Here is a 19,609-nt window from a genome sequence, read left to right as displayed (position 1 = left end):
ATATTGATAATAATTACTATTATTTTTTCTTCAGTTTGGTCGATAACTAGTATGAGAGAAGGTACTGCCCTTCCAACCTGAAGAAAAAGGAGCTAACCACATGAAATACGAATTGACCTCAGATCTGATGACTGGAAACAAGCTTATTGATTCCCAGCATCAGCAGTTATTTGTCGCTGTCAACCATCTCATGGATGCCTGCGCCCAGGGGAAGGGCCGGGAGCAGATCCAGAGCACGGTGCAGTTTTTAAGCGACTATGTAACCAAGCATTTTGCCGACGAAGAACGGCTGCAGACCAAAAGCAACTACCCTAACTATACCAGCCACAAGCAGTTCCATGACGGCTACCGCCAGCAGCTGGCCCAGACGGCCCAGGTGCTCCTCCAGGAGGGCCCCTCCGTAAAAGCTCTGGGGGATCTGAACCGGGCTGTGGCGGTGCTGGTCTCCCACATCCGCACCGAGGACAAGCGCATGGCACGGTTTGTCCAGGAGCATTGATTTTGGTTTCGCACAGCCTCGGAACAGGCGGTCACGCCGTGTTCCGAGGCCGTTTTTTATTCCGGAACCCCGTCGGCATAGGTATAGTGGCTCTTTCCATCCTGCTTGCTGCGGTACAGGGCCATATCCGCGCGGGAAAGGATCTCCTGGTAGGAAAAGTCTTTGCCCTGTACAAAGGCAATGCCCGCGCTGCAGGTAATGGGAAATTTGGGGTAGGTACCCATGGCCTGGTAAAACTGCGCCATGCGCTGGTCCAGAATCTCCCGGCTGACTGCCCCCTTTAAAAACACCATAAATTCATCGCCGCCCAAACGGCCCAGTACGTCCTCCTGCCGGAAGGTCTCTTGGAGCAGCTGAGTAACATAGCGCAAGGCGTCGTCTCCCTCCAAGTGGCCCTGTTTGTCGTTGATCTTCTTGAAGTTGTCAATGTCCAGCAGAATCAACACCCCTTCCCGCTTCTCCGGTCCTGCCTGCATATACTCCCGCACAGCCTTCTCAAAGGCGTTGCGGTTGTATATTCCGGTAAGGGGATCCCGGCTGGCTGCCTCCATCTGGGCATGCTCCCGGCGTACTTGGTCATCAATGTCCTTGAGGTAGAGCAAGGCGTAGGTGTTCTCGGTCAACTGTTCCTGGAAGCTGTGGGCCACCAACTCTACCCAGTGCCACTTGCCCTGAATCAGCCGCTGATAGCGGAAACGCTGGATGGGCTGCTCCTGAGAAAGGATTTCCGACCAGGCGGCGCTTTTCCACAAAAGCTCCATTTTCTGGCTGGGACGGACACTTTCAGACACCTGGCCGCGCATGAATTGCAGCAGCGTGCTCTGGCTGTATCCATACTCCCGCTGGTAGTCCGCCCACAGGCCTCCCGCACCCTTCAGCTGTCCGCTCTCCAGGTCCACCTCCGCATAGGCGATGGTGTCCCCCAGACTGGCCTGGTAGAAATCCCGGATGCGCATATTCTCCAGCTGGAGCACCCGCTCCTGGTCCACTGCATCCAGCAGCACCAAAACGGTATCCCGCTCCTCTGTATCCTTACCCAGATGGTGGATACGCATACGGAACCAGTCGTAGGTCCCTCGGGGGGAACGCAGCAGGATCTCCTCCCCCGCCACATCTTCCGAATGACTTACATCCTGGAACAGGGCGGCAAAGCGCTGGGCAAAATGGGGATGTACCATGTCGGTTTCCAGCCAGCACTGGGGGAATCTCCGCTCCTGTCTGGCCTCCCCCGCCAACAGCACCCGGTTTGTGTGGAAATAGATGGTTCCCTTGCGCTCGTCAAACTCAAAGACCTCTCCTGTGGGTGTGTCGGGCAAAAACTGAGGCCGGTCCATGTCGGAAATGATGCGGTGATAGCCCTCCAGGCAGATCATTCCATCGGTGTCCGCGCCCCGGATGCCGATGCAGCGCACCATAACCTCCCCTTGGATCGGGTGCTTCCAGAGATATTCCAACTGGACCACCCGCCCGGAGCGGATCATACTCTCCACCGTCAGGTTCACATATTGACGGTACTCCTCATGGATGCGGCCATACCAGTACTGATAACACTCCTGAGGGGGAAGCTCCCGCTCCAGCCCCATCACCCGGCGCATGGTCTCGTCGGCAAACAGCTCGCGCCGGTCACTTCGGGGGTCCATCCGGATAAACCACAGGCCAAGATCCGTATCCTTGAGCACATCGTGGTAGTGGAGGTTCAGCAGCTCACCCAGCCGCTCCTCTGTCTCATTCTTGTTAAACCGCCTTGCCACAAACAGGCCCAGCATCCGGATCAAGGAGTCATCCGTAATGCAGTGCCGTGGATTGTTGACTCCAAAGAAGCCAACCAACCGTCCCTCTTGAAGGATGGGAACCACAATCAGGCGGCGGATCCCATGCTCGCACAGTCTTTCCCACTCTGCGCAATCCTCTTCTCGCATCTCTTCCCGGTCGGCAACGATTACCGACTCGTTCCGCCCCAGACGCTCTATCCATTGCTGCAGGTTGGAGGCCGGAATCCTCTGCATCTTCTCTTTCCGGGGGGTAAGTCCCTCCTTGCACCACTCATAGGTGTTGTTCCAGTATCCTTCCTCCACCCCATCGGGCTCAAAGAGATAGGCCCGGTCAGCCTGGTAGAACTCCACCACCGAGGCCAGCATCCGCCGGAACGCCCGCCCCATGTTCTGCTCCTCGGCCAAGGCCTTGATACAAGCCAGGGTACTCTCAGCAAAGCCCAGCTTCTCCCGCACGGACTGGCTGAGGATCTCCCGCTCGGAGATGTCCACTGCCACCTCCAGTCTGGCCTGCTTCCAATGCCATGGAATCAGCTTATCCTTGACAATGAAGTGGCGCTTGAGCATTTTGTTGGTCCACTCCCAGATGTAGAACTGGTCTCTCTGGAGTCGGTTATTGGTGCAGAACTCGCAGGGGCTGTCCTTCCCCTGGAGCACTTTGTAGCACTTGCGCCCCTTGTAGTCATAGGCGCCAGTCAGACGGCGGCCAGCGGAATTGAGGTAGTAGAGCTCATGGGTCACGGGGTCGCTGACATACACCAGTTCATCCAGCGCCTCTACAATATTCTCCAGTGTCTCTGAAGTAAGGGACATGTTCTGGGGCAGCTGCTCCTTGCTCCATTCCAGATGGCGAAGCTGCTGCAGCTGCTCTGTCCGGGCCTGATATTCCGGCGCAGTCTGCCGGATGTAGCTGTTTTCAAATTCCTGCTCGGTCAGCGGCTGGTGAAACAAAAAGCCCTGGAGCAGATCCGGCCCCAGCTCCTCCAGCGCCGCCAGCTCGTCCTTGATCTCCACTCCCTCGCAGCATACCCGGATCTGGGAGGAACGGGCCAGCTCGATCATGTTCTTCATCAGGCGATAATTGTAGGCGCTGTACTGAATGCCGCTGACAAAACAGCGGTCAATCTTGATTTCATCAATATCTAAATTTTTCAGGTAAGCCAAGCTGGAATAACCAGTACCGAAGTCATCCACCGAGATTTCAATGCCAGCCTGCTTCCACTGGTAGAACAGGCGGTTAAAGCGGGCGTAGTCCTGCAGCTGCATACTCTCGGTGACTTCCAGGGTGAGGGCGTCCCCCGGCAGGCCGCTTTGCTCCAGCCGCTCCAGCACCTGGCTGGCAATCTCCTTCTGACTGAGCTGCGTATAGGAAATATTGACGCTGATGTGCATTTGGGGCAGATGCTCCCGCCACGTCTGACACTGCGCCATGGCCTTCTCCAGCACCCACAGCCCTACCGGGCAGATCATCCCCGTCTGCTCCAGCGCGGGGATAAACTCCGCCGGGCTCACCATCCCACGGGTGGGAGAATGGTACCGCAGCAGGGCTTCCACCCCGAACAAGTCGTAGCTTTCCCGCCGGAGCTGGGGCTGATAGCGCAGGGAAAAGCCGGAGAAGCCATCCTGGATGCTCTGGTACAGCTCCTCCTGCAGCTCCACCGTGGACAGCTTCTCCTCATAGTCCTTCTGGGAGAAAAAGGCCAGGGTATTTTTCCCCACCCGCTTAGCCTTGTCCAGCGTCTCCTCCGCATACTGGTACATGGCATTGCTGTCCACATTCTTGTGTCCGTGGTACGAGACTACGCCGGCAGAGATGGTACACCAGTCCGCCATGCGGGCACGGATCTGCTGATAGACCTTCTCCACTTCCTCCTGCTGGGTCACCGGCAGGTTGATTGCAAAGCAGTCCCCGTTCACCCGGTAGACCCGCAGGCCGGCACCCACCAGCTCCTCCAACGTATCCGCCATGGTACATAGGATCTGGTTCCCATACTCCCGGCCGTGACGCAGGTTGATATGCTTAAGATTGTCTACGCCGATCAGCAGCAGATAACAAGGAAGCTTGGCTTCCAGGATCCGCTTCATGTCATCGGCCAGCTTGTTTCCGTTAAAGGCTCCGGTCATGGGATCCACTTTCTGCTCTAAAACGGTATCGGACATCCGTCCTACCATAATAACCGGTTCGCCTGTCTCATCACTGCTGCACTGGCCCTGGCAGTTGACCCATACCCGGTTCCCTGCCCGGTCCACCAGACGAAAGTCTGTGTTATACTGCGTCATCTTCCCCTGCCGTACCTGTTCCATAGCCCGGCTGAGGGCGGGGCGGTCCTTCTCATAGACGATCCTGCACCACTCTTCCACGGTGCACTGCTCCGTCCCATCCTCCAGGATGGGGTAACGCTTGTTAAGGTGGCCAAAAAAGTGAAGACACCCTGTTTTTAGCTCCCATAAAAATAGGTAGTCGTTTCCGCTCTCCCCCAGGGCACGCAGGGTGTTCAGCTGGGCCTTCATCACTTCGTTTTCCTCTGTTCTCACAGGCTCTCATTCCTTCTGCACTGTGTGGGCGTTGCTCACAAACGCAGACTGATCTGCGCTCCTTCTTTAAAAAAGAGATACTCCCTCATATCAGATTCCAGTGACGCGGTTCACGGTTCCTAACAGAGGGAGCATCTCAGCTATCCTATATCTCAGATACCCACTGCGATTTTGTTATTGCTCGGATGCTTCCGCAGGCTTCTGGCTGCTGGCCGCCTGGGTGATCTCCGCCCAGATCCGGTTTACATCCTCCATACAGCTGAAGTACAAGCTGGTAAGCAAGTTGGTCTGAATTCCCAGCTCCTCTGCGAATTGGTCGATCTGCGCCCAATCTGCCCGCTCGTAGCTCAAGGTCAGATCGTAGAGCATGCCGCACCGGCCCTTATGCTGCAGCAGGGCATCCTTGACCTCCTGACACAGGGGGATCTGCTGCAAAATCTCCTCCAGAGGGGCGTCGATCAAATAGTTCAAAGTGGAAAACATACCCATCAAATAGGCATCCGACTTGTTGATGGGCATATTCTTGGCGTAGTTCATCAGGCTGCTGCAAAAGTTGGCCCGCATGAGGGACAGACGCAGGAACTCCTCCGCCCCCTCATCCATGTGGTTTTCCGCATTGCTGGCGCTGAGCAGATAGATCCACTGTTTCAGCTCATTGAGGCCGATGGTCATAATGGCCTGACGCACGGTGGTCACCTTGCTGCGCAGCGAGAAATAGCGGGAGTTGGCAATGCGCAGCAGACCGTAGGTGAGGGTGGCATCCACCGAGATGATACGCTCAATTTCCTCGATGTCCGGCTCATCCTTGATCACCGCCACCATCAGGCGGAAGAAATTGCTCTGCATGTAGCCGCTGTTGTGGGTCTTCTGGGTCATCTTCTCCGCCACAAAGGTGCCTTCCATGGCGTCCACCAGGAGCTTCTGGGCCCGCTGATAGAGCTCCTCCTTGTCGATTCCCACAGCAATGCACTTTTTATTCATACTGTGGGCGATCTCGATGATGTTCTTTAAGGTCAGCTCCTGCATGGTCTGGAAATTTACCTTGATGTAGTCGATATTATCCAGCATGGCCAGGTACCGGGGGGCAAACTGGAATTCATTGACGGCAATCTTATACCCCTCTCGGGCATACTGCTGAATCATATGCATAGCCAGGGGATGAATGATAACACTGTCATCGATTTGGATGACCAGCTCATTTTTATCAAACAGCCGGGGCGTTTTTTTCATCAGCAAAGTGGTGGTAAAAGTCATAAAGTTGAGAGTACCCCGCAGCAGCTTGTCAGTATTCAGAGTCAGAAAATTATAGATGGTATCCGCCGCCGCAAAGTCGTTTTCCACCCCGTTATCCACTCCGAAGGCGCTGTTCTCCCCATAGTACTGGATTTCATAACCCACAATGCGGTTATCCCGGTCCTTAATGGGCTGGCGTACAATGTATTTGCTGCTCATAAAGCCGCTCTCCCTTCTACTTTTTCTGCTTGCGTTCCAGAAGTTCGTCCAAAATGCCGATCAGATGGCCGATCTCCGGCTTGCTCAGCTGCTCATCGGCTCCTACCTCCTGACCCTTGCGGCGCATTTCCTCCGTAATCAAGGAGGAGAAGATGACCACTGGAATGTGCTGGAGCTCCCTGCTGCTCTTAATGAGCTTGGTCAGACGGTGTCCGTCCATCTGGGGCATCTCCAGGTCGGTAATAATGATGGCTACCTGACTGTCCACATCTCCCTGCTTTTCACAGGTCTGAAGGGCATCCCACAGCTCGGCTCCGTTGGGGAACATCCGCAGGTTGACGTAGCCCGCCCGCTCCAGGGATTCCCGAATCATCCGGGACAGGAGAATGGAATCCTCTGCCACCCAGACGGGGTTGGTGTTCCGGCCGCGGTTGCCCATGGCCTCCACCTCACTGATCTGGATGCTGGTCTCCGGGGCGATCTCCGCCACAATACGCTCAAAGTCCAGAATGTTCACCAGGTCCTCGCCGCACTGGGCAATGCCGGTGGCCACGCCGTCGGCGCCGCCGGAGATGGTGCTGTCCGGCTTCTGAATATCCTTCCAGGAGATGCGGCTGATCCCCACCACCGTGTCCACCCGGAAGGCCACATGCATCTGGTTGAAGTTGGTGACGATGAACAGGTCCTTCTCCTTGTGCTCGTGCTCCCGCCTGGTGAGATACTTGGGCAGGTCCACCACGGTGATCACTGTATCTCTGGGCTTAAAGATGCCCTCCACCGCCTGATGTGTATGGGGCATAGGCTTTACCGGCGCGGACATCATGATCTCCCGCACCTTGGCCACATTGATCCCATAGAGATTTCCGTCAATGGTAAATTCCATGATCTCGATCTCGTTGGTGCCTGTCTCCAGCAAAATTCCGCTTCTACTTTCCTCCGCCATGCCGTTCCCCACTTTCTGAAAATTCTTTTTAAAAAATCAGTTCCGGCTTCCCGTAGCTGCGCACACAGGCCTGACCGGAAGCCGCGTCAAACAGCAGCGTTCTGGCCACTGTTCCTCCCACGTCCTCCCGCAACAGGCGGATGCCCTCCCGCCGCAGGACCATGTGGGTGCTTTCAATATTGCGTTGGCCGATATTTCCTAAGTTGCCGCCGCCGGGGGTTTCAAACATCCGAGCCCCTCCGGCAATCTTGGCCACAATGCGGGTACGTGACCCGCCTTGGGCCTCCATACGCCGCAGGGTCTCACATATGCCGGTATCGGCATACTTCAAAGGAGATTTCCGACCGGTCTCCATATTCAGCGGCAGCATGATGTGGACCAGCGCCGCCAGCTGAATCAGCGGATCATACAGACAGATGCCGATACAGGAGCCCAGTGCGTAAGTCACGAGCATCCCGTTTTGTCGGGCCATCTTCATATCCGCAATCCCAACTACCAGCTTATCATTCATCCAAAACCCCCAGCTTTTTCAGCAAAAAATTCAGCGACCGAATATCGGGCGACAGGAGCAACTGGCAAGGTACCGCCTTTCCGGCGCAGATGAAGTTGGCCCCGATGGTCATGATATAGTCCGACTGTCCGCCAAACTCCGCCATCGGCACGGTGAGGATGGCCCCCTGCATGTCTACAGCAAAGGCGGGCACGGTCAGGCGGGTGGTGATCTCCGCCAGGCTGGACAGGGCGTTGATGAAGGTGGAAATCATGATGTTGCCCACCTCCACCAGGGCCGAGCGGTCCAGATCATCCAACTGCTCATACTCCTGCACGGTCCGGCCCACCATGCGCTGGAGCACCAGATTGACAAACTCCATCTGCTGCACCGAGAGCATGATGCCATTGAGCTCCCCTGACATGTGGACCAGCACGCCGGCGGTAATGACCTCCGGGCCGCCGATCCAGTCGATGGCCTCGTTGTACCCCATGATGCGCACCTCCGGCATGTCGATGCGCACCTCACAGCCCAGCATACTGGACAGGGCGGTGGCAGCATTGCCTGTACCGATGCTGCCGATCTCCCGGATGGTATCCAGTTCCAGGACATTCAGATCTTCATAGTTTTTCATACCCATCCCCCAGCTTATCCATTGGTCAGACCGTTGATAGTGGTCTCCACCTCGTCGGCGGTCTGCATCATTTTCAGTACATAGCTATAGGAACGCTGGGCCTCAATGACCTGGCTGAGCTCGGTGGCCAGGTCGGTATTGGAGGTCTCCAACACACCGCGCTCCACTTTGGAGTCCCCTACCCACACCATACCATTCTTATCGCCCATGAGGAAGCGGCTGCTGTCTTCCCGCTCCAGGCCGTCCCTATATTGGATGGCAAACACGCCCACCGTAATCTCGCCGTCCGGGTCACTGACCTGGATGGGGTAGCCGTCCTGGCCCAGCACCTGCCGGCCCTCGCCGTCGGAAAGGTAGTAGACGGTATCTAACACCGGCTGTCCGTTCTCATCCACCTGACCGGTGGCCTCCTGGAAGCCGGCCAGCGTGAAGGCCCCGTCTCGGGTAAAAGACACCTCACCGGTGCCCGGATTATACAAGGCAAAGTAGCCCTCCCCCAGAATGGCAAAATCCAGGTTCCGGTCGGTCCGCTGGATGCTCCCTTCCTGCCAGTTGGTGGTGGTACTGGACAGATAGGCACCGCTGCCTCGGGGCAGCTGGGAATTGTCGATGCCATCCAGCATCCCATACATCAGCGTCTGAAAGGCGGGGACCTGGGCCTTAAAGCCGTTGGTGTTCACGTTGGAGATATTATTGGCCTGTACGTCCATGCGCAGCATCTGCTGCTGAGCGCCTACTGTGGCGCTGTAAAAAGCTTGAAGCATAACCCGTTTCCCCTTTCCCGCATTACAGCTGGCCGATCTGGTTTGTGGCCTTGGTCAGCACTTCATCGTAAAGCTTAAGCACCTGGGCCCCGCTCTGGAGGGAGCGCTGGGCGGTGAGCATCCGGCTCATTTCCTGGAGCATATCCACATTGGACTCCTCCACGTACTTCCACATGACCTGGGGCTGTCCCTGCAGCTGGGCCTGCTGTCCGCCGGCCTGGAACAGGCCACTCTCCCCCTTGACGAGCTGGGCGTTGTCCTCAAAGGTGTAGACCCCCAGCTGGCCCAGATAGGCCCCATCCTGGGTGTAGAGCCGCCCCGCGTTGTCGGCCCGAATCTGGTCGATGCCCAGTGTAATGGGCTGTCCGTCCGCCCCCAGCACGGTTCCATGGCCGGCCAGGGTCAACTGGCCCTGGTCGTTGAGGCAGAAGCTGCCAGAACGGGTATACTCCACGCCGTTGTCAGTCTGGATGGCAAAGAAGCCGTCCCCCTGGATGGCAAAGTCCAGCGTCAGCCCGGTATCCTTCATGATCCCCTGGCTATAGTTCACATAGAGCTGGTCAGGGGCCAGGATGTAGCTCTCCTCTCCGATCACGGTGGCGCCGCTCTTATCCTTGTTGCCCACCCGGCTGATCAGTACCTCCTGAAACGTGCGGTCGGTATAGGTCTCCGCCTTGTAGCCGGCCGTATTCAGGTTGGTCATGTTGTTGCCGATCACATCCAGCCGTCTCCCCTGAGACAAGATGCCGGAGGTCAGCTGATAAAATCCCTTGGTCATAGATGATTCCTTCTTTCTAGACCCTCAGGCCTGCATATATTGCTTCATATGGACCCGCAGGTGCTGCAGCGCCCGGCTGTGGATCTGGGAAACCCGTGCCGCACTTACACCCAGCACCTGGGCGATCTCTTTCATGTTGAGTTCTTTCTCGTAGTAGAGGGAGAGCACCATGCGCTCATTTTCCCGCAGGGAGGCAATTCCCTGCTCCAGCACCTGGTGGAGCTCCTGGTCCTGATACTCCTCCTCCGTGGGGTTGCTTTGTTCTCCCAGGTTGAGGAATTTCTCGGTTGCGTTTCCGCAGCTGTCCAGCACCGCCTCAAAGGAGACCATACTGGACACCGCTGTCTCGGAAAGCAGTGCATCGTACTGCTCCCGAGTCAGCCCCATATATTGAGCCACCTCATCACTGGTGGGCACCCGGCCCAAATTTCCGGCCAACTCGTCGGTAGCCCGGTTGAGCTTGACCGCCTTCTGCCGCACCTGGCGGGGCAGCCAGTCCTGCCGCCGGGCCAGATCTACGATCATGCCCCGCAGGCGGGTGGAGACGTAGGTCTCAAATTTGACATTTTTGGACAGGTCAAATTTGTCCACCGCGTTGAGCAGTACCAGCAGCCCCTCCTGGATGATGTCATCCAACTGGGCAAAGCTGCTGTATAGGCCACTGGCCTGCAGAGCGATACGGCGCACCAGCTGGGTGTAGCGCAGTACCAGCATCCATTTAAGCTCCTGGTCTCCGGTGCGCTGATAGAGCTCCAGAAGGCTCCGGTCGTCCAGCTGCTGAGCTTCCTCTTGGGATACGGAGGCCGGGAGGTAAGTCTCCTCCGGCGTTGCCACGCCTGTCGTCTGTTCCATTTCTCTCCCGCCTCCTTTCTTGGTGGTTTGCTGTTACACCGCGGCCGCCTGGGCCTGCAAGGTGATGTTGCCGATGGCCTGGATCTGGACGTTGCTGGTGATCTCGTGGAAGGAGAGCACGTACACATCGGGGTAGAACTGGGCGATCAGGCGGCTGAGGTAGACCCGGATCACCTGACTGGTAAGCACCACCGGGGTCTGGGACAGCTCCTGGAACTTCTTGCGCAGCTCGCCCAGCTGGGCCATGATCTGCTGCATGACATCCGGGGTAAGGGCCAGGTAAACTCCCTGCTCGTTTTTGGTAAGGGCGGAGAGGATCTTCTTTTCCACCTCGGCATCCAGAGTGACCACTCGGAGCTGTCCGTTTTCGCAGAAGCGGCGGGTAATCGTGCGGCTGAGCCGGGTACGGACCTGCTCGGTGACTGCATCGGCGTCCCGGTTGGGACCTGCGTCGATGATCGCCTCCAGAATAAGGCCAAGATCCCGGATGGGAATGCTCTCCTTAAGAAGGTTGCGCAGGATCTTCTCCAGTCCCGCGTAGGTAATCACATTGGGGATGGCATCTGCCACCAGGTCTGGGTCGGTTTTCTTCAGATGCTCCACCAGCTGCATGACCTCGGTACGGCCCAACAGCTCAAAGGCGTGACGCTTGATGGTCTCAGACAGATGGGTAAGCATGACCGTAAGAGGTGTAATGACGGTGTAGCCATAGATCTCCGCCATCTCCTTGTTCTCCGGCAGAATCCACCGGGAGGGGATACCGTAGGCGGGCTCGATGGCCTCGATGCCGTCGATCTCGCCGCCGGGATTGGGGGGCTCCAGGGCCAGGTAATAGTCCACCAGAACCTCGCCTCGGGCTACTTCCTCACCCCGTATGCGGATAATGTACTGGTTGGTACCCAGCCCCGCTCCGTCATGCAGGCGGATGGAAGGGATGACAAAGCCCATATCCTGGGCGTATTGGCGGCGGAAAATGACGATACGGCTGATGAGCTTGCCCCCGCTGCCCTCATCCACCAGAGGGATAAGGCTGTATCCAAATTCCATCTCAATAGGCTCCACGGTGAGAAGGGAATAGACGTTGTTGATGTCCTTGTAGTAGTCCGCCTCGCTGGCCGCTGCTGCCTCGGGGGCTGGCTGTTCCGCCTGGGCCGCGGCCTGCTGCGCCTGGAGTGCTTTTTCCTTGTTCATGCTCCGCTCGCCTATGATGCCTCCCGCGGTCAGGCAGCTGCCCACCAACAGCAGAGGCAGGGTGGGGGTGCCGGGGACAATGCCCAGCAGCACCAGAATGACACCGGTGGCCAGGATGGCCCGTGGCTGGGCCTTGAACTGGCCGATCACATCGGTGTTCAGGCTGCCGTCGGACACGGAGCGGGTGACGATCATGCCGGTAGCGGTGGAAATCATCAGGGCGGGCAGCTGGGAAACCAGGCCGTCGCCGATGGTGGCGATGGAGTAGACATTCATCACCGTCTGAATGTCGCTGCCGCCCTGAACGATACCGATGATCAGGCCGGCCACAAAGTTGATGACCGTGATGATCAGGGACATGACGGCATCGCCCTTGACGATCTTAGTGGCGCCGTCCATGGCACCATAGAAGTCCGCTTCCTTCTGGATCTTGTAGCGGCGCATCCGGGCCTCCTTCTCGTCAATGAGGCCGGAGCTCAAATCGGCGTCAATGGCCATCTGCTTACCCGGCATAGCGTCCAGGGTGAAGCGGGCGGCCACCTCAGAGACACGCTCTGCGCCCTTGGTGATCACGATAAACTGCACCAGTACAATGATTAAAAAGATCAAAATACCGATGACAATATTACCTTGCGTAATCAAATTACCAAAGGATTTGATGACCACACCGGCATAACCGCCGTCCCGGAGGATCAGACGGGTGGAGGACACGTTCAGGCCCAACCGAAACAGGGTCGTCACCAGCAGCAGGGAGGGAAAAATGGAAAACTCCAGTGCCTCCGAAATGCTCATGGTGATCATCAAAATCATGATGGACAGGGAGATGTTGATCACGATCAGCACATCCAGCGCCGGTGCGGGCAGGGGGAGCATCAGGAACAGGACGATGACCACCACCATCAGCGATATGGCATTGTCGAAAATTCGTCTCATCATAACGTTTTAAAATGGCTCGCTTTCTGTTAAGTGCCTTTTTTGTCCAACCGATAGAGGTACACCAGCACCTCAGCCACCGCACCGTACAGTTCAGGGGGAATCTCCTGGTTGAGGTCGGTGGAGCTGTACAGGGCCCGTGCCAGAGGGACGTTCTCCACCACAGCCACATGGTGCTCCTCCGCCACCTGGACGATGCGCAGGGCCAGGGAGTCCTGTCCCTTGGCCAGCACCACGGGGGCCTTATCCCGATCTTCCTTGTAGCGCAAAGCCACGGCAAAGTGGGTAGGGTTTCGGATGACCACATCGGCCTGAGGCACCTTCTGCATCATGCGGGACTGGGCCATCTTTCGCTGCTGTTCTTTGATCCGGCTCTTGATCTGAGGATCGCCCTCGGTCTGCTTAAACTCCTCTTTGATCTCCTGCTTGGTCATGCGGATCTGCCGCTCGTAGTCCCACCACTGGTAGAACACATCGGCTGCAGCCAGCACCACATAGGCCACAGCGATCTGCATAGACATCTGGAAGGCCATGTCCAGCAGGTGAGAACAGGCCGCGGTCAGGTCGGTGAAGAAGTACTTGGTAAATACATCGACGATTCCGGCCAAAAAATGATAAATGATGTAGAGCAGGATAATGATCTTCAAAAGGCCCTTCATGGCCTCGATGACGCTGCGCAGAGAGAACAGCCGCATAAAGCCCTGAATGGGGTTAATCCGGCTGAATTTGGGCCGCAGGGACTCCCCAGACACCAGCATCCGGGTCTGAAAGAAGGTGGCTGCCACCCCCGCCACCGCTGTGGCGACCATCAAAGGGCCCACCGCCCGGACAAAGGCCCACAGCAGCTGGGCCAGCAGCTGGCTGAGGTCCCCCGCCGTAGGAGTGCCTGTCTGGGTCAAGGTCAGAGAAAAGCACAGGCGGAAAAATTCCTCAATAGCGGAGGCGGACCCCACCGCAGTGAGAAAAAACACCGCCAGCCCCACCAGGAGTACAACCACCGATACCGCGTCGTTGCTGAAGAAGATGTTGCCCTTCTTCCGTTCGTCCCGCCGTCGTTTCGGGGTTGCCTTTTCGGTTTTCTGTCCGTCCGCCATGCCGCGTCACCTCCCGTGGACTATCCCGGCGCGGCGATGATCTGCAGCATCCGGCTCATGCTGTCCAGCATCTCCGACTCTGCCCCCAGCAAAAACTCACTGATGGGGTTCAAAAACAGGAACAACAGCACCAAGCCAATAATCACTTTCAGCTCGATGTTGATGACAAATGCGTTGATTTGGGGAATGGCCTTCATCAGAATACCCATGCCCAGCTCACCCAACAATTCGGCGGCCAGGATGGGGAAGGCCAGCTTAATGGCCAGCACCATGCAGGAGAGAAATAGTTCCACTACCCCTGAGGCCACCGCCTGCCCAAAGCCAGCCTGGCCAAAGGGGACCACCTGCTGAGAGGTGAGAAAGATGCGCAGCATGGTGTAGTGTCCATTCTCTGCAAAAAAGTTCAGAACAAACAGCACGTTGAGCAGCGAGGCCGTCACCGTCATGTTGATCTGGCTGCTGGCGTCGTAGACCTGGGCCATGGTCAGGCCCATCTGAGCGTCAATGACTTCGCCGCCCACCTGAATAATCATAAAGAACAGCTGCATCACAAAGCCCATCACAAAGCCCACCCCCAGCTCCAATAGAAGCCGAAGGGCAAATTCTACAATGGACTCTGGCACTGGGGGAGCATCCACCGCCATACTCATTACAAAGGCGGAAAATACCATGATGATCCCAGCCTTGGCCAGGTTGGGCAGGCTGTTTCTGCCCAAAATGGGGTTGAGCAGCACAAAGCCGGTCACCCGCATAAAAATCAGCGTAAATAGGTACAGTTCTGACCAATCCATCGTCCCGTCCTCACATCAGGGAAAACAGATAGCGGGTGTAGTCCTGCAGGACCTCCAGCATCCAGCCTCCGCCCACCAGCAGAATCGCCACAACCACAATGAGCTTGAGGATAAAGGACAGGGATTGTTCGTGGATCTGGGTCACCGCCTGAAAGATGGCCACCAGAATGCCCACCACCATACTCAGCAGCAGCATGGGCGCGCCGATTTTCAGCGCTACCCCCACGCCTTCCCGGAGAATATCCACCGGCTCCATATCGTAACCCCCTATGTATCACATCTAATTGAATCCACGCACCAGGGTGGAAAACAGCAGCTGCCACCCATCCAGGGAGATAAACAGCAGCAGCTTGAAGGGCATGGAGATCATAGACGGCGGCAGCATGATCATGCCCATGGACATCAGGGCCGAGGATACCACCACATCAATGAGCAGGAAGGGGATGTAGAGATAAAAGCCGATGAGAAATGCCCGTTTGAGCTCCGTAGTCATAAAGGAGGGAACCAGGATGTGCAGGGGCAGGTCCTGGGCGTTTTGCGTGTCCTCCGGTGTCTGGACCCCCGCCATATCACAGAACAGGCTCATGGCGCTCCGCTCCGTATTCTTGGCCATAAACTCCTTAAGGGGAATCTTGGCTCGCTCAAAAAACTCGTCCTGGGTGATTTGCTGATCCACGTACGGCTCATAGGCCGTAGTCTGGATCTCGCTGACCACCGGGGACATGGTAAACAGGGTCAGAAACAGGGCTATGCCCACCAACACCATATTGGGAGGATTCTGCTGCAGTCCCATGGCGGAACGCAGAAAGGAAAAGGAGATGATGTACCGCGTAAAAGAGGTCATCATCACCACCATGGAGGGCAGCAGGGTCACCATGGTGGTCATAAAGAGAATTTGGAGGGTCTGGACATTCTCTCCGTTTACATTGATCAGTGCGTCCAAGTTCGCGCCTCCTATCTCTTTCGCTGCTCCAGTACCCGGCGCAGGGCCTGGGCAAAGTTTTCCGATATGGCTGCATTGGATTTGCTGCCCGGTGTGCTTTCTTCGTCATCCAGCAGCTCCTGAGGGACCTCCCCCAGGTTGGTGAACCCGCCGGGGGCGGCTCCATACAGATACAGCCGCTCCCCTACCTTCACCAGCAGCAGGCGCTGGTCCTTGCCAACGGGGATCTGCTCCAGTACGGTGATGTACCTGCCCCGGCCCAGTCTGCCCCCCGCCATGCTCCCTACCACATACCGGGTAAACCAGTAGGCCAGTGCCAGGATCAGGCAGGTAACAAAGAGCGCCCAGAGTAAGGGCCCCAGTTCCTTCATCTCAGGTTAGGGTGCGCCCACAATGGAACTGACTGTCTTAAGCAGACGGTCGCTCTTAAAGGGCTTGACGATAAAGTCTTTGATGCCGGCCTGCACGGCCTCCACCACCATGGCCTCCTGGCCCATGGCAGAGCACATGACCACATTAGCATTGCCGTCCTTGGCACGGATGGCCTTCAGGGCTTCCAGGCCGTCCATGTTAGGCATGGTGATGTCCATGAGCACCAGGTCGGGCTTGAGCTCAAAATACTTTTCCACTGCGTCCTGACCGTCCACAGCCTCATGGATGTCGGTATAGCCCTCTTTGGTGAGGGTGTCACGGATCACTTTTCGCATAAATGCTGCATCGTCTACAATCAGAATCTTAGCCATGATATTCATCCTTTTCTTTTATTTTTCCCGTACCGGATCTTTGCACCGGCCGGGTCAGGGCTGCTGCTTTAACAGCTCGCTTTGCTTGAGGACCTCTGTGATGCGTACGCCGAAGTTGTCATCAATGACCACCACGTCGCCCCGCGCCACACAAAGGCCGTTGACAAACAGGTCGACCTGATCTCCGGCCAGCTTATCCAGCACCACCAGAGATCCCTTGGAGAAGGAAAGAATATCCTCCACCTTCCGCCGGGTCCGGCCAATTTCCACCGAAATCTCCAGCGGGACGGACATAATAAGCTCGAGGTTGTCCGCCTGCTCTTTGCCCAGTCGCTCCTCCGCATCCAGGACCGGGAGCTGAATGGGGTTGGCATTGATTCGTTTGGGTTCCTGCATCCCCCAGCCGGGCTGCATGGGCTGCTGCATAGGCTGTTGGGCCCACCCATACTGGGGTGCCTGCATGGGCTGCATGGGTTGTGCAGGGGGCTGCATGGGCTGTACAGGGGGCTGCATGGGCTGTACAGGGGGCTGCATGGGCTGTGCAGACTGCTGAGGCGCCGCTGGCTGCTCAGGCTGCGCAGCGGGCTGATTGATCAGTCCGTTGAGCATCTGCTCGATCTCCTCCTGGCTCATGACCCCGCCGTTATAGCCGTCAGAGCTGCCGGCCACCGGCTGAGCAGCCGGCTGAGGCTCGGGCTGAGGCGCCGGCTTGGGCTCAGGCTGAGCCGGCTCATCCGAAGAGACGCTGCCGAAGTTCATCTCGAAACCGGCCAGCAGTTCCCGTGCCAGGTGGACTGGCATCACGTTGACAAACTCGCTTTTGAGCATATCTTCAATGCTCAGCATAAAGCGAACCACAACCAGGGGGCCGTCCTCGGAGTTGATGTGTTCCTGTTTAAACTGCTCCACATCGTCCAAGGCAAAGGACGAGGGGGTGGAGATGTTCACCGGGTGACCCAGGAAGTCGGACAGGGCTGTGGAGGCTGCCCCCATCATCTGGTTCATTACCTCACACACAGCGCTGATGGTAAGATCGTTGAGTTCAAACTCATCATCCGGGGTCTCGCTGCCCATCAGGATGTCAACAATCACCTTCACATCCCGCTTGCGCAGCAGCATGATGTTGCTGCCCTCCAGGCCGGAGACATATTTGATCTCAATGCCGATGGCCGGCTCCAGATCACCGATGCTGAAGTCCTCCACCGCGACCACACTCACCGAGGGAGTGGTGATATCCACCCGGTGGTCCAGCATGTTGGATACTGCGGTAGCCGAGGACCCCAGGCTGATATTCATAATTTCGCCGATGGCATCCAGCTCCATCGAATTAAAGATATTCTGAGCCATGTTCCTCACTCCTCCTCTCTTGACTGGACGTGACAGGTCTCCCAGATCTTCACGGCCATGCTGCCGTTCTGCGTGCCCAGCTTACCGCTGAACCAGGGCTGTCCGCCGATGAACAAATTCACCGGCTCTTTGGTCGGGTGTCCCAAATCGATCACGTCTCCCACATTTAAGCTGTAAATATCCCGCAACGTGAGCTGAGTGCGGCCCAGCTCCGCTGTGACCTCCAGCTGAGAATCCCGCAGGATATCCATAATCTCCTGGGAGTTGTTCTCCCCGGTTCCCCGTCCCACCTGATTCATGGCAGAGATCTTGGTAAAGATGTTGGTCAGCATCATGCCGGGCAGGCAGATGTTCATCCGCCCGGAGGCGTTGGGGAATTTGATGCTGATACCGATGATGACCACGGTTTCGTCCAGTCCGATCAGCTGCACCAGGGTTGGGTTGGATTCTACCCGCCGGACGGAAAAGTTCAGGTCGATGTAGTTCTCCCAGCTGCCCCCCAGAATGGAGATCAGATCCTTGACGATGCTCTCATAAAGCTTAAGCTCCAGGGGGGTAAAGCTGTATCCAGCCGGGATCTTGGCCGAGTCATCCCCCTCGCCGCCCATCAGGCGGTCCATCATATTCAGCACCAGGCCGGTGCTGAGATGGATCAAAACCGGGGTATCCTCACTTTCCCGCACCCCCTCCACGTCCACATCCGCTAAGGTCAGCACATCGCCGTCGGAAAGGGCGTTGGAAAACTCATAGTAGCGCTGCTCCTCTACCGACTCCACCGAAATGTCGCTGGTGGTGTGCAGCAGACCGTTGAGTCTGGAGTTGATAATCCGGGTGTAGTTTTCAAAGATACCGCTGATCATTTTCAGCCGGTCTTTGGTAAACTTTCTCGGACTGTAAAAGTCATATTTTCTGTATTTCTTTTCCGCATCCTGGTCGGAACGGTTCAGATCCATCTCGCCGCTGCGTGCTGCGTTGAGCAGTGCGTCGATCTGGCTTTGTGATAATACTTCCGCCATGCTATCCCTCCTGGCTGGAACCGGTTTGCGTTTGAGCCTGCTTCCCGGAGGTTCCGGCGTTTTCCTCCGTCTCGGCTGAGGTTCCGTCCTGCCCGGAACGCATGGTGTAGTACTGGGCGATGTCGTCCCCCATATCGTTCTCCACATCCAGACCCGTCACCAGCAGCTCCACCCGCCGGTTCTGCGCACGGCCCGCCGCGTCGTCGTTTTCCGCCACGGGGCGCCACTGGCCGTAACCCACACTGACCAGGCGGGAAGGATCGATGATGTCCTTTTCCTGAAGATAGACCGTTACCACTGCCGCCCGGTTGGTGGCAAGGAAGCGGTCCACGGCAGGATCGTTGGGGGAGTCGGGTACCTCCTGGGCGGTGTGTCCCAGCACACGAATCTCATCGATGGATTCGCTGACTTGCGCAATGGCAGTGGCCACATGATCCAGCACTTCCTTGCCGTCGTCCCGCAGGGTGTAGCTGTCACCATCGAAAAAGACTGTGTTGTCAAAGGACACAAAGACATAGCCGCTGCCTTTGGTGATCGAGATTTCCGCGGCCAGGTTCTCCGACTCCACATATTCCCTCATGGCCTGATAGAGCTTCTCAATATCCGCGTCCACCTGCTCCTGGGTCACATTGCTGATCTCATGGCCGCCGGGGTTTTGTTCGGTCACCGCGTCGGGATTAAAGGACTCCACCAGGGCGATCCATTTCTCCTTATCCATGGTGGACATGGAATAGAGCATGACAAAAAAGCACAGCAGCAGCGTCACCATATCGCCATATGTATCCATCCAGTTGGCGCCGCCGCCTCCGCCGCGTTTTTTTCGCATATCCAA

At 57.0% G+C, this 19,609-nt stretch carries 19 protein-coding genes; 1 reads left to right on the top strand and 18 read right to left on the bottom strand.

Features of this window, described 5'->3' with window-relative positions:
• The first annotated feature begins 100 nt into the window (after positions 1-100).
• Positions 101-499: a bacteriohemerythrin gene (locus ACTQ3R_RS09875; RefSeq protein WP_441778964.1), complete on the top strand. Its 399-nt coding sequence runs from the start codon at positions 101-103 to the stop codon at positions 497-499.
• Between the two features lie 56 nt (positions 500-555).
• Here the strand turns inward: ACTQ3R_RS09875 and ACTQ3R_RS09870 are convergent, their stop codons facing one another.
• The 18 genes from ACTQ3R_RS09870 to ACTQ3R_RS09785 all read right to left on the bottom strand — a co-directional run bounded on the left by ACTQ3R_RS09870 (position 556) and on the right by ACTQ3R_RS09785 (position 19,603).
• Positions 556-4,806: an EAL domain-containing protein gene (locus tag ACTQ3R_RS09870; RefSeq protein WP_441778963.1), complete on the bottom strand. Its 4,251-nt coding sequence runs from the start codon at positions 4,804-4,806 to the stop codon at positions 556-558.
• Positions 4,807-4,980: 174 nt separating this feature from the next.
• Entirely contained in the window at positions 4,981-6,258 is a 1,278-nt protein-coding gene (locus tag ACTQ3R_RS09865; protein WP_441778962.1) for an EAL and HDOD domain-containing protein, read from the bottom strand.
• Positions 6,259-6,274: 16 nt separating this feature from the next.
• Positions 6,275-7,201, bottom strand: coding sequence for a chemotaxis protein (locus ACTQ3R_RS09860; protein ID WP_441778961.1), 927 nt, complete (start codon positions 7,199-7,201; stop codon positions 6,275-6,277).
• 28 nt (positions 7,202-7,229) lie between these two features.
• Positions 7,230-7,712: a chemotaxis protein CheD gene (locus ACTQ3R_RS09855; protein WP_441778960.1), complete on the bottom strand. Its 483-nt coding sequence runs from the start codon at positions 7,710-7,712 to the stop codon at positions 7,230-7,232.
• The gene (locus tag ACTQ3R_RS09850) at positions 7,705-8,325 is read right to left on the bottom strand and encodes a chemotaxis protein CheC (protein ID WP_441778959.1); all 621 of its coding nucleotides are present in this window, start codon (positions 8,323-8,325) and stop codon (positions 7,705-7,707) included. Before ACTQ3R_RS09850 ends, ACTQ3R_RS09855 begins: the two co-directional genes overlap by 8 nt.
• 14 nt (positions 8,326-8,339) lie before the next feature.
• Complete coding sequence (locus ACTQ3R_RS09845) at positions 8,340-9,089, bottom strand: flagellar hook-basal body protein (protein ID WP_441778958.1); 750 nt, start codon at positions 9,087-9,089, stop codon at positions 8,340-8,342.
• Between the two features lie 22 nt (positions 9,090-9,111).
• Positions 9,112-9,867 (bottom strand): flagellar hook-basal body protein, encoded by a 756-nt coding sequence (locus ACTQ3R_RS09840; protein ID WP_441778957.1) that lies wholly within the window; start codon positions 9,865-9,867, stop codon positions 9,112-9,114.
• Positions 9,868-9,891: 24 nt separating this feature from the next.
• Positions 9,892-10,719: a sigma-70 family RNA polymerase sigma factor gene (locus ACTQ3R_RS09835; protein ID WP_441778956.1), complete on the bottom strand. Its 828-nt coding sequence runs from the start codon at positions 10,717-10,719 to the stop codon at positions 9,892-9,894.
• Between the two features lie 33 nt (positions 10,720-10,752).
• The gene (gene flhA / locus ACTQ3R_RS09830; protein ID WP_441778976.1) at positions 10,753-12,843 is read right to left on the bottom strand and encodes a flagellar biosynthesis protein FlhA; all 2,091 of its coding nucleotides are present in this window, start codon (positions 12,841-12,843) and stop codon (positions 10,753-10,755) included.
• A 29-nt stretch (positions 12,844-12,872) separates the two neighbouring features.
• Positions 12,873-13,937: a flagellar biosynthesis protein FlhB gene (gene flhB, locus ACTQ3R_RS09825; protein WP_441778955.1), complete on the bottom strand. Its 1,065-nt coding sequence runs from the start codon at positions 13,935-13,937 to the stop codon at positions 12,873-12,875.
• A gap of 20 nt (positions 13,938-13,957) precedes the next feature.
• On the bottom strand, positions 13,958-14,728 hold the full coding sequence (locus ACTQ3R_RS09820) for a flagellar biosynthetic protein FliR (protein ID WP_441778954.1): 771 nt from the start codon (positions 14,726-14,728) through the stop codon (positions 13,958-13,960).
• A 10-nt stretch (positions 14,729-14,738) separates the two neighbouring features.
• On the bottom strand, positions 14,739-14,984 hold the full coding sequence (locus ACTQ3R_RS09815) for a flagellar biosynthetic protein FliQ (RefSeq protein WP_441778953.1): 246 nt from the start codon (positions 14,982-14,984) through the stop codon (positions 14,739-14,741).
• A gap of 24 nt (positions 14,985-15,008) precedes the next feature.
• Positions 15,009-15,671, bottom strand: coding sequence for a flagellar type III secretion system pore protein FliP (gene fliP / locus ACTQ3R_RS09810; RefSeq protein ID WP_441778952.1), 663 nt, complete (start codon positions 15,669-15,671; stop codon positions 15,009-15,011).
• Between the two features lie 11 nt (positions 15,672-15,682).
• Entirely contained in the window at positions 15,683-16,042 is a 360-nt protein-coding gene (locus ACTQ3R_RS09805; RefSeq protein WP_441778951.1) for a FliO/MopB family protein, read from the bottom strand.
• A gap of 6 nt (positions 16,043-16,048) precedes the next feature.
• Entirely contained in the window at positions 16,049-16,414 is a 366-nt protein-coding gene (locus tag ACTQ3R_RS09800; protein WP_441778950.1) for a response regulator, read from the bottom strand.
• Positions 16,415-16,468: 54 nt separating this feature from the next.
• Entirely contained in the window at positions 16,469-17,761 is a 1,293-nt protein-coding gene (gene fliN / locus ACTQ3R_RS09795) for a flagellar motor switch protein FliN (RefSeq protein WP_441778949.1), read from the bottom strand.
• A 5-nt stretch (positions 17,762-17,766) separates the two neighbouring features.
• Positions 17,767-18,777, bottom strand: a complete 1,011-nt coding sequence (gene fliM / locus ACTQ3R_RS09790; protein ID WP_441778948.1) for a flagellar motor switch protein FliM — start codon at positions 18,775-18,777, stop codon at positions 17,767-17,769.
• 1 nt (position 18,778) lies between these two features.
• The gene (locus ACTQ3R_RS09785) at positions 18,779-19,603 is read right to left on the bottom strand and encodes an OmpA/MotB family protein (protein ID WP_441778947.1); all 825 of its coding nucleotides are present in this window, start codon (positions 19,601-19,603) and stop codon (positions 18,779-18,781) included.
• Between the last annotated feature and the right edge of the window lie 6 nt (positions 19,604-19,609).

This window comes from Lawsonibacter sp. LCP25S3_E2, assembly GCF_052117285.1.
In the GTDB taxonomy this organism is placed as follows: Bacteria; Bacillota; Clostridia; order Oscillospirales; family Oscillospiraceae; genus Lawsonibacter.
The sequence above is the reverse complement of the archived record's forward strand: the minus strand, read 5'-3'. Positions and strand labels throughout refer to the sequence as shown.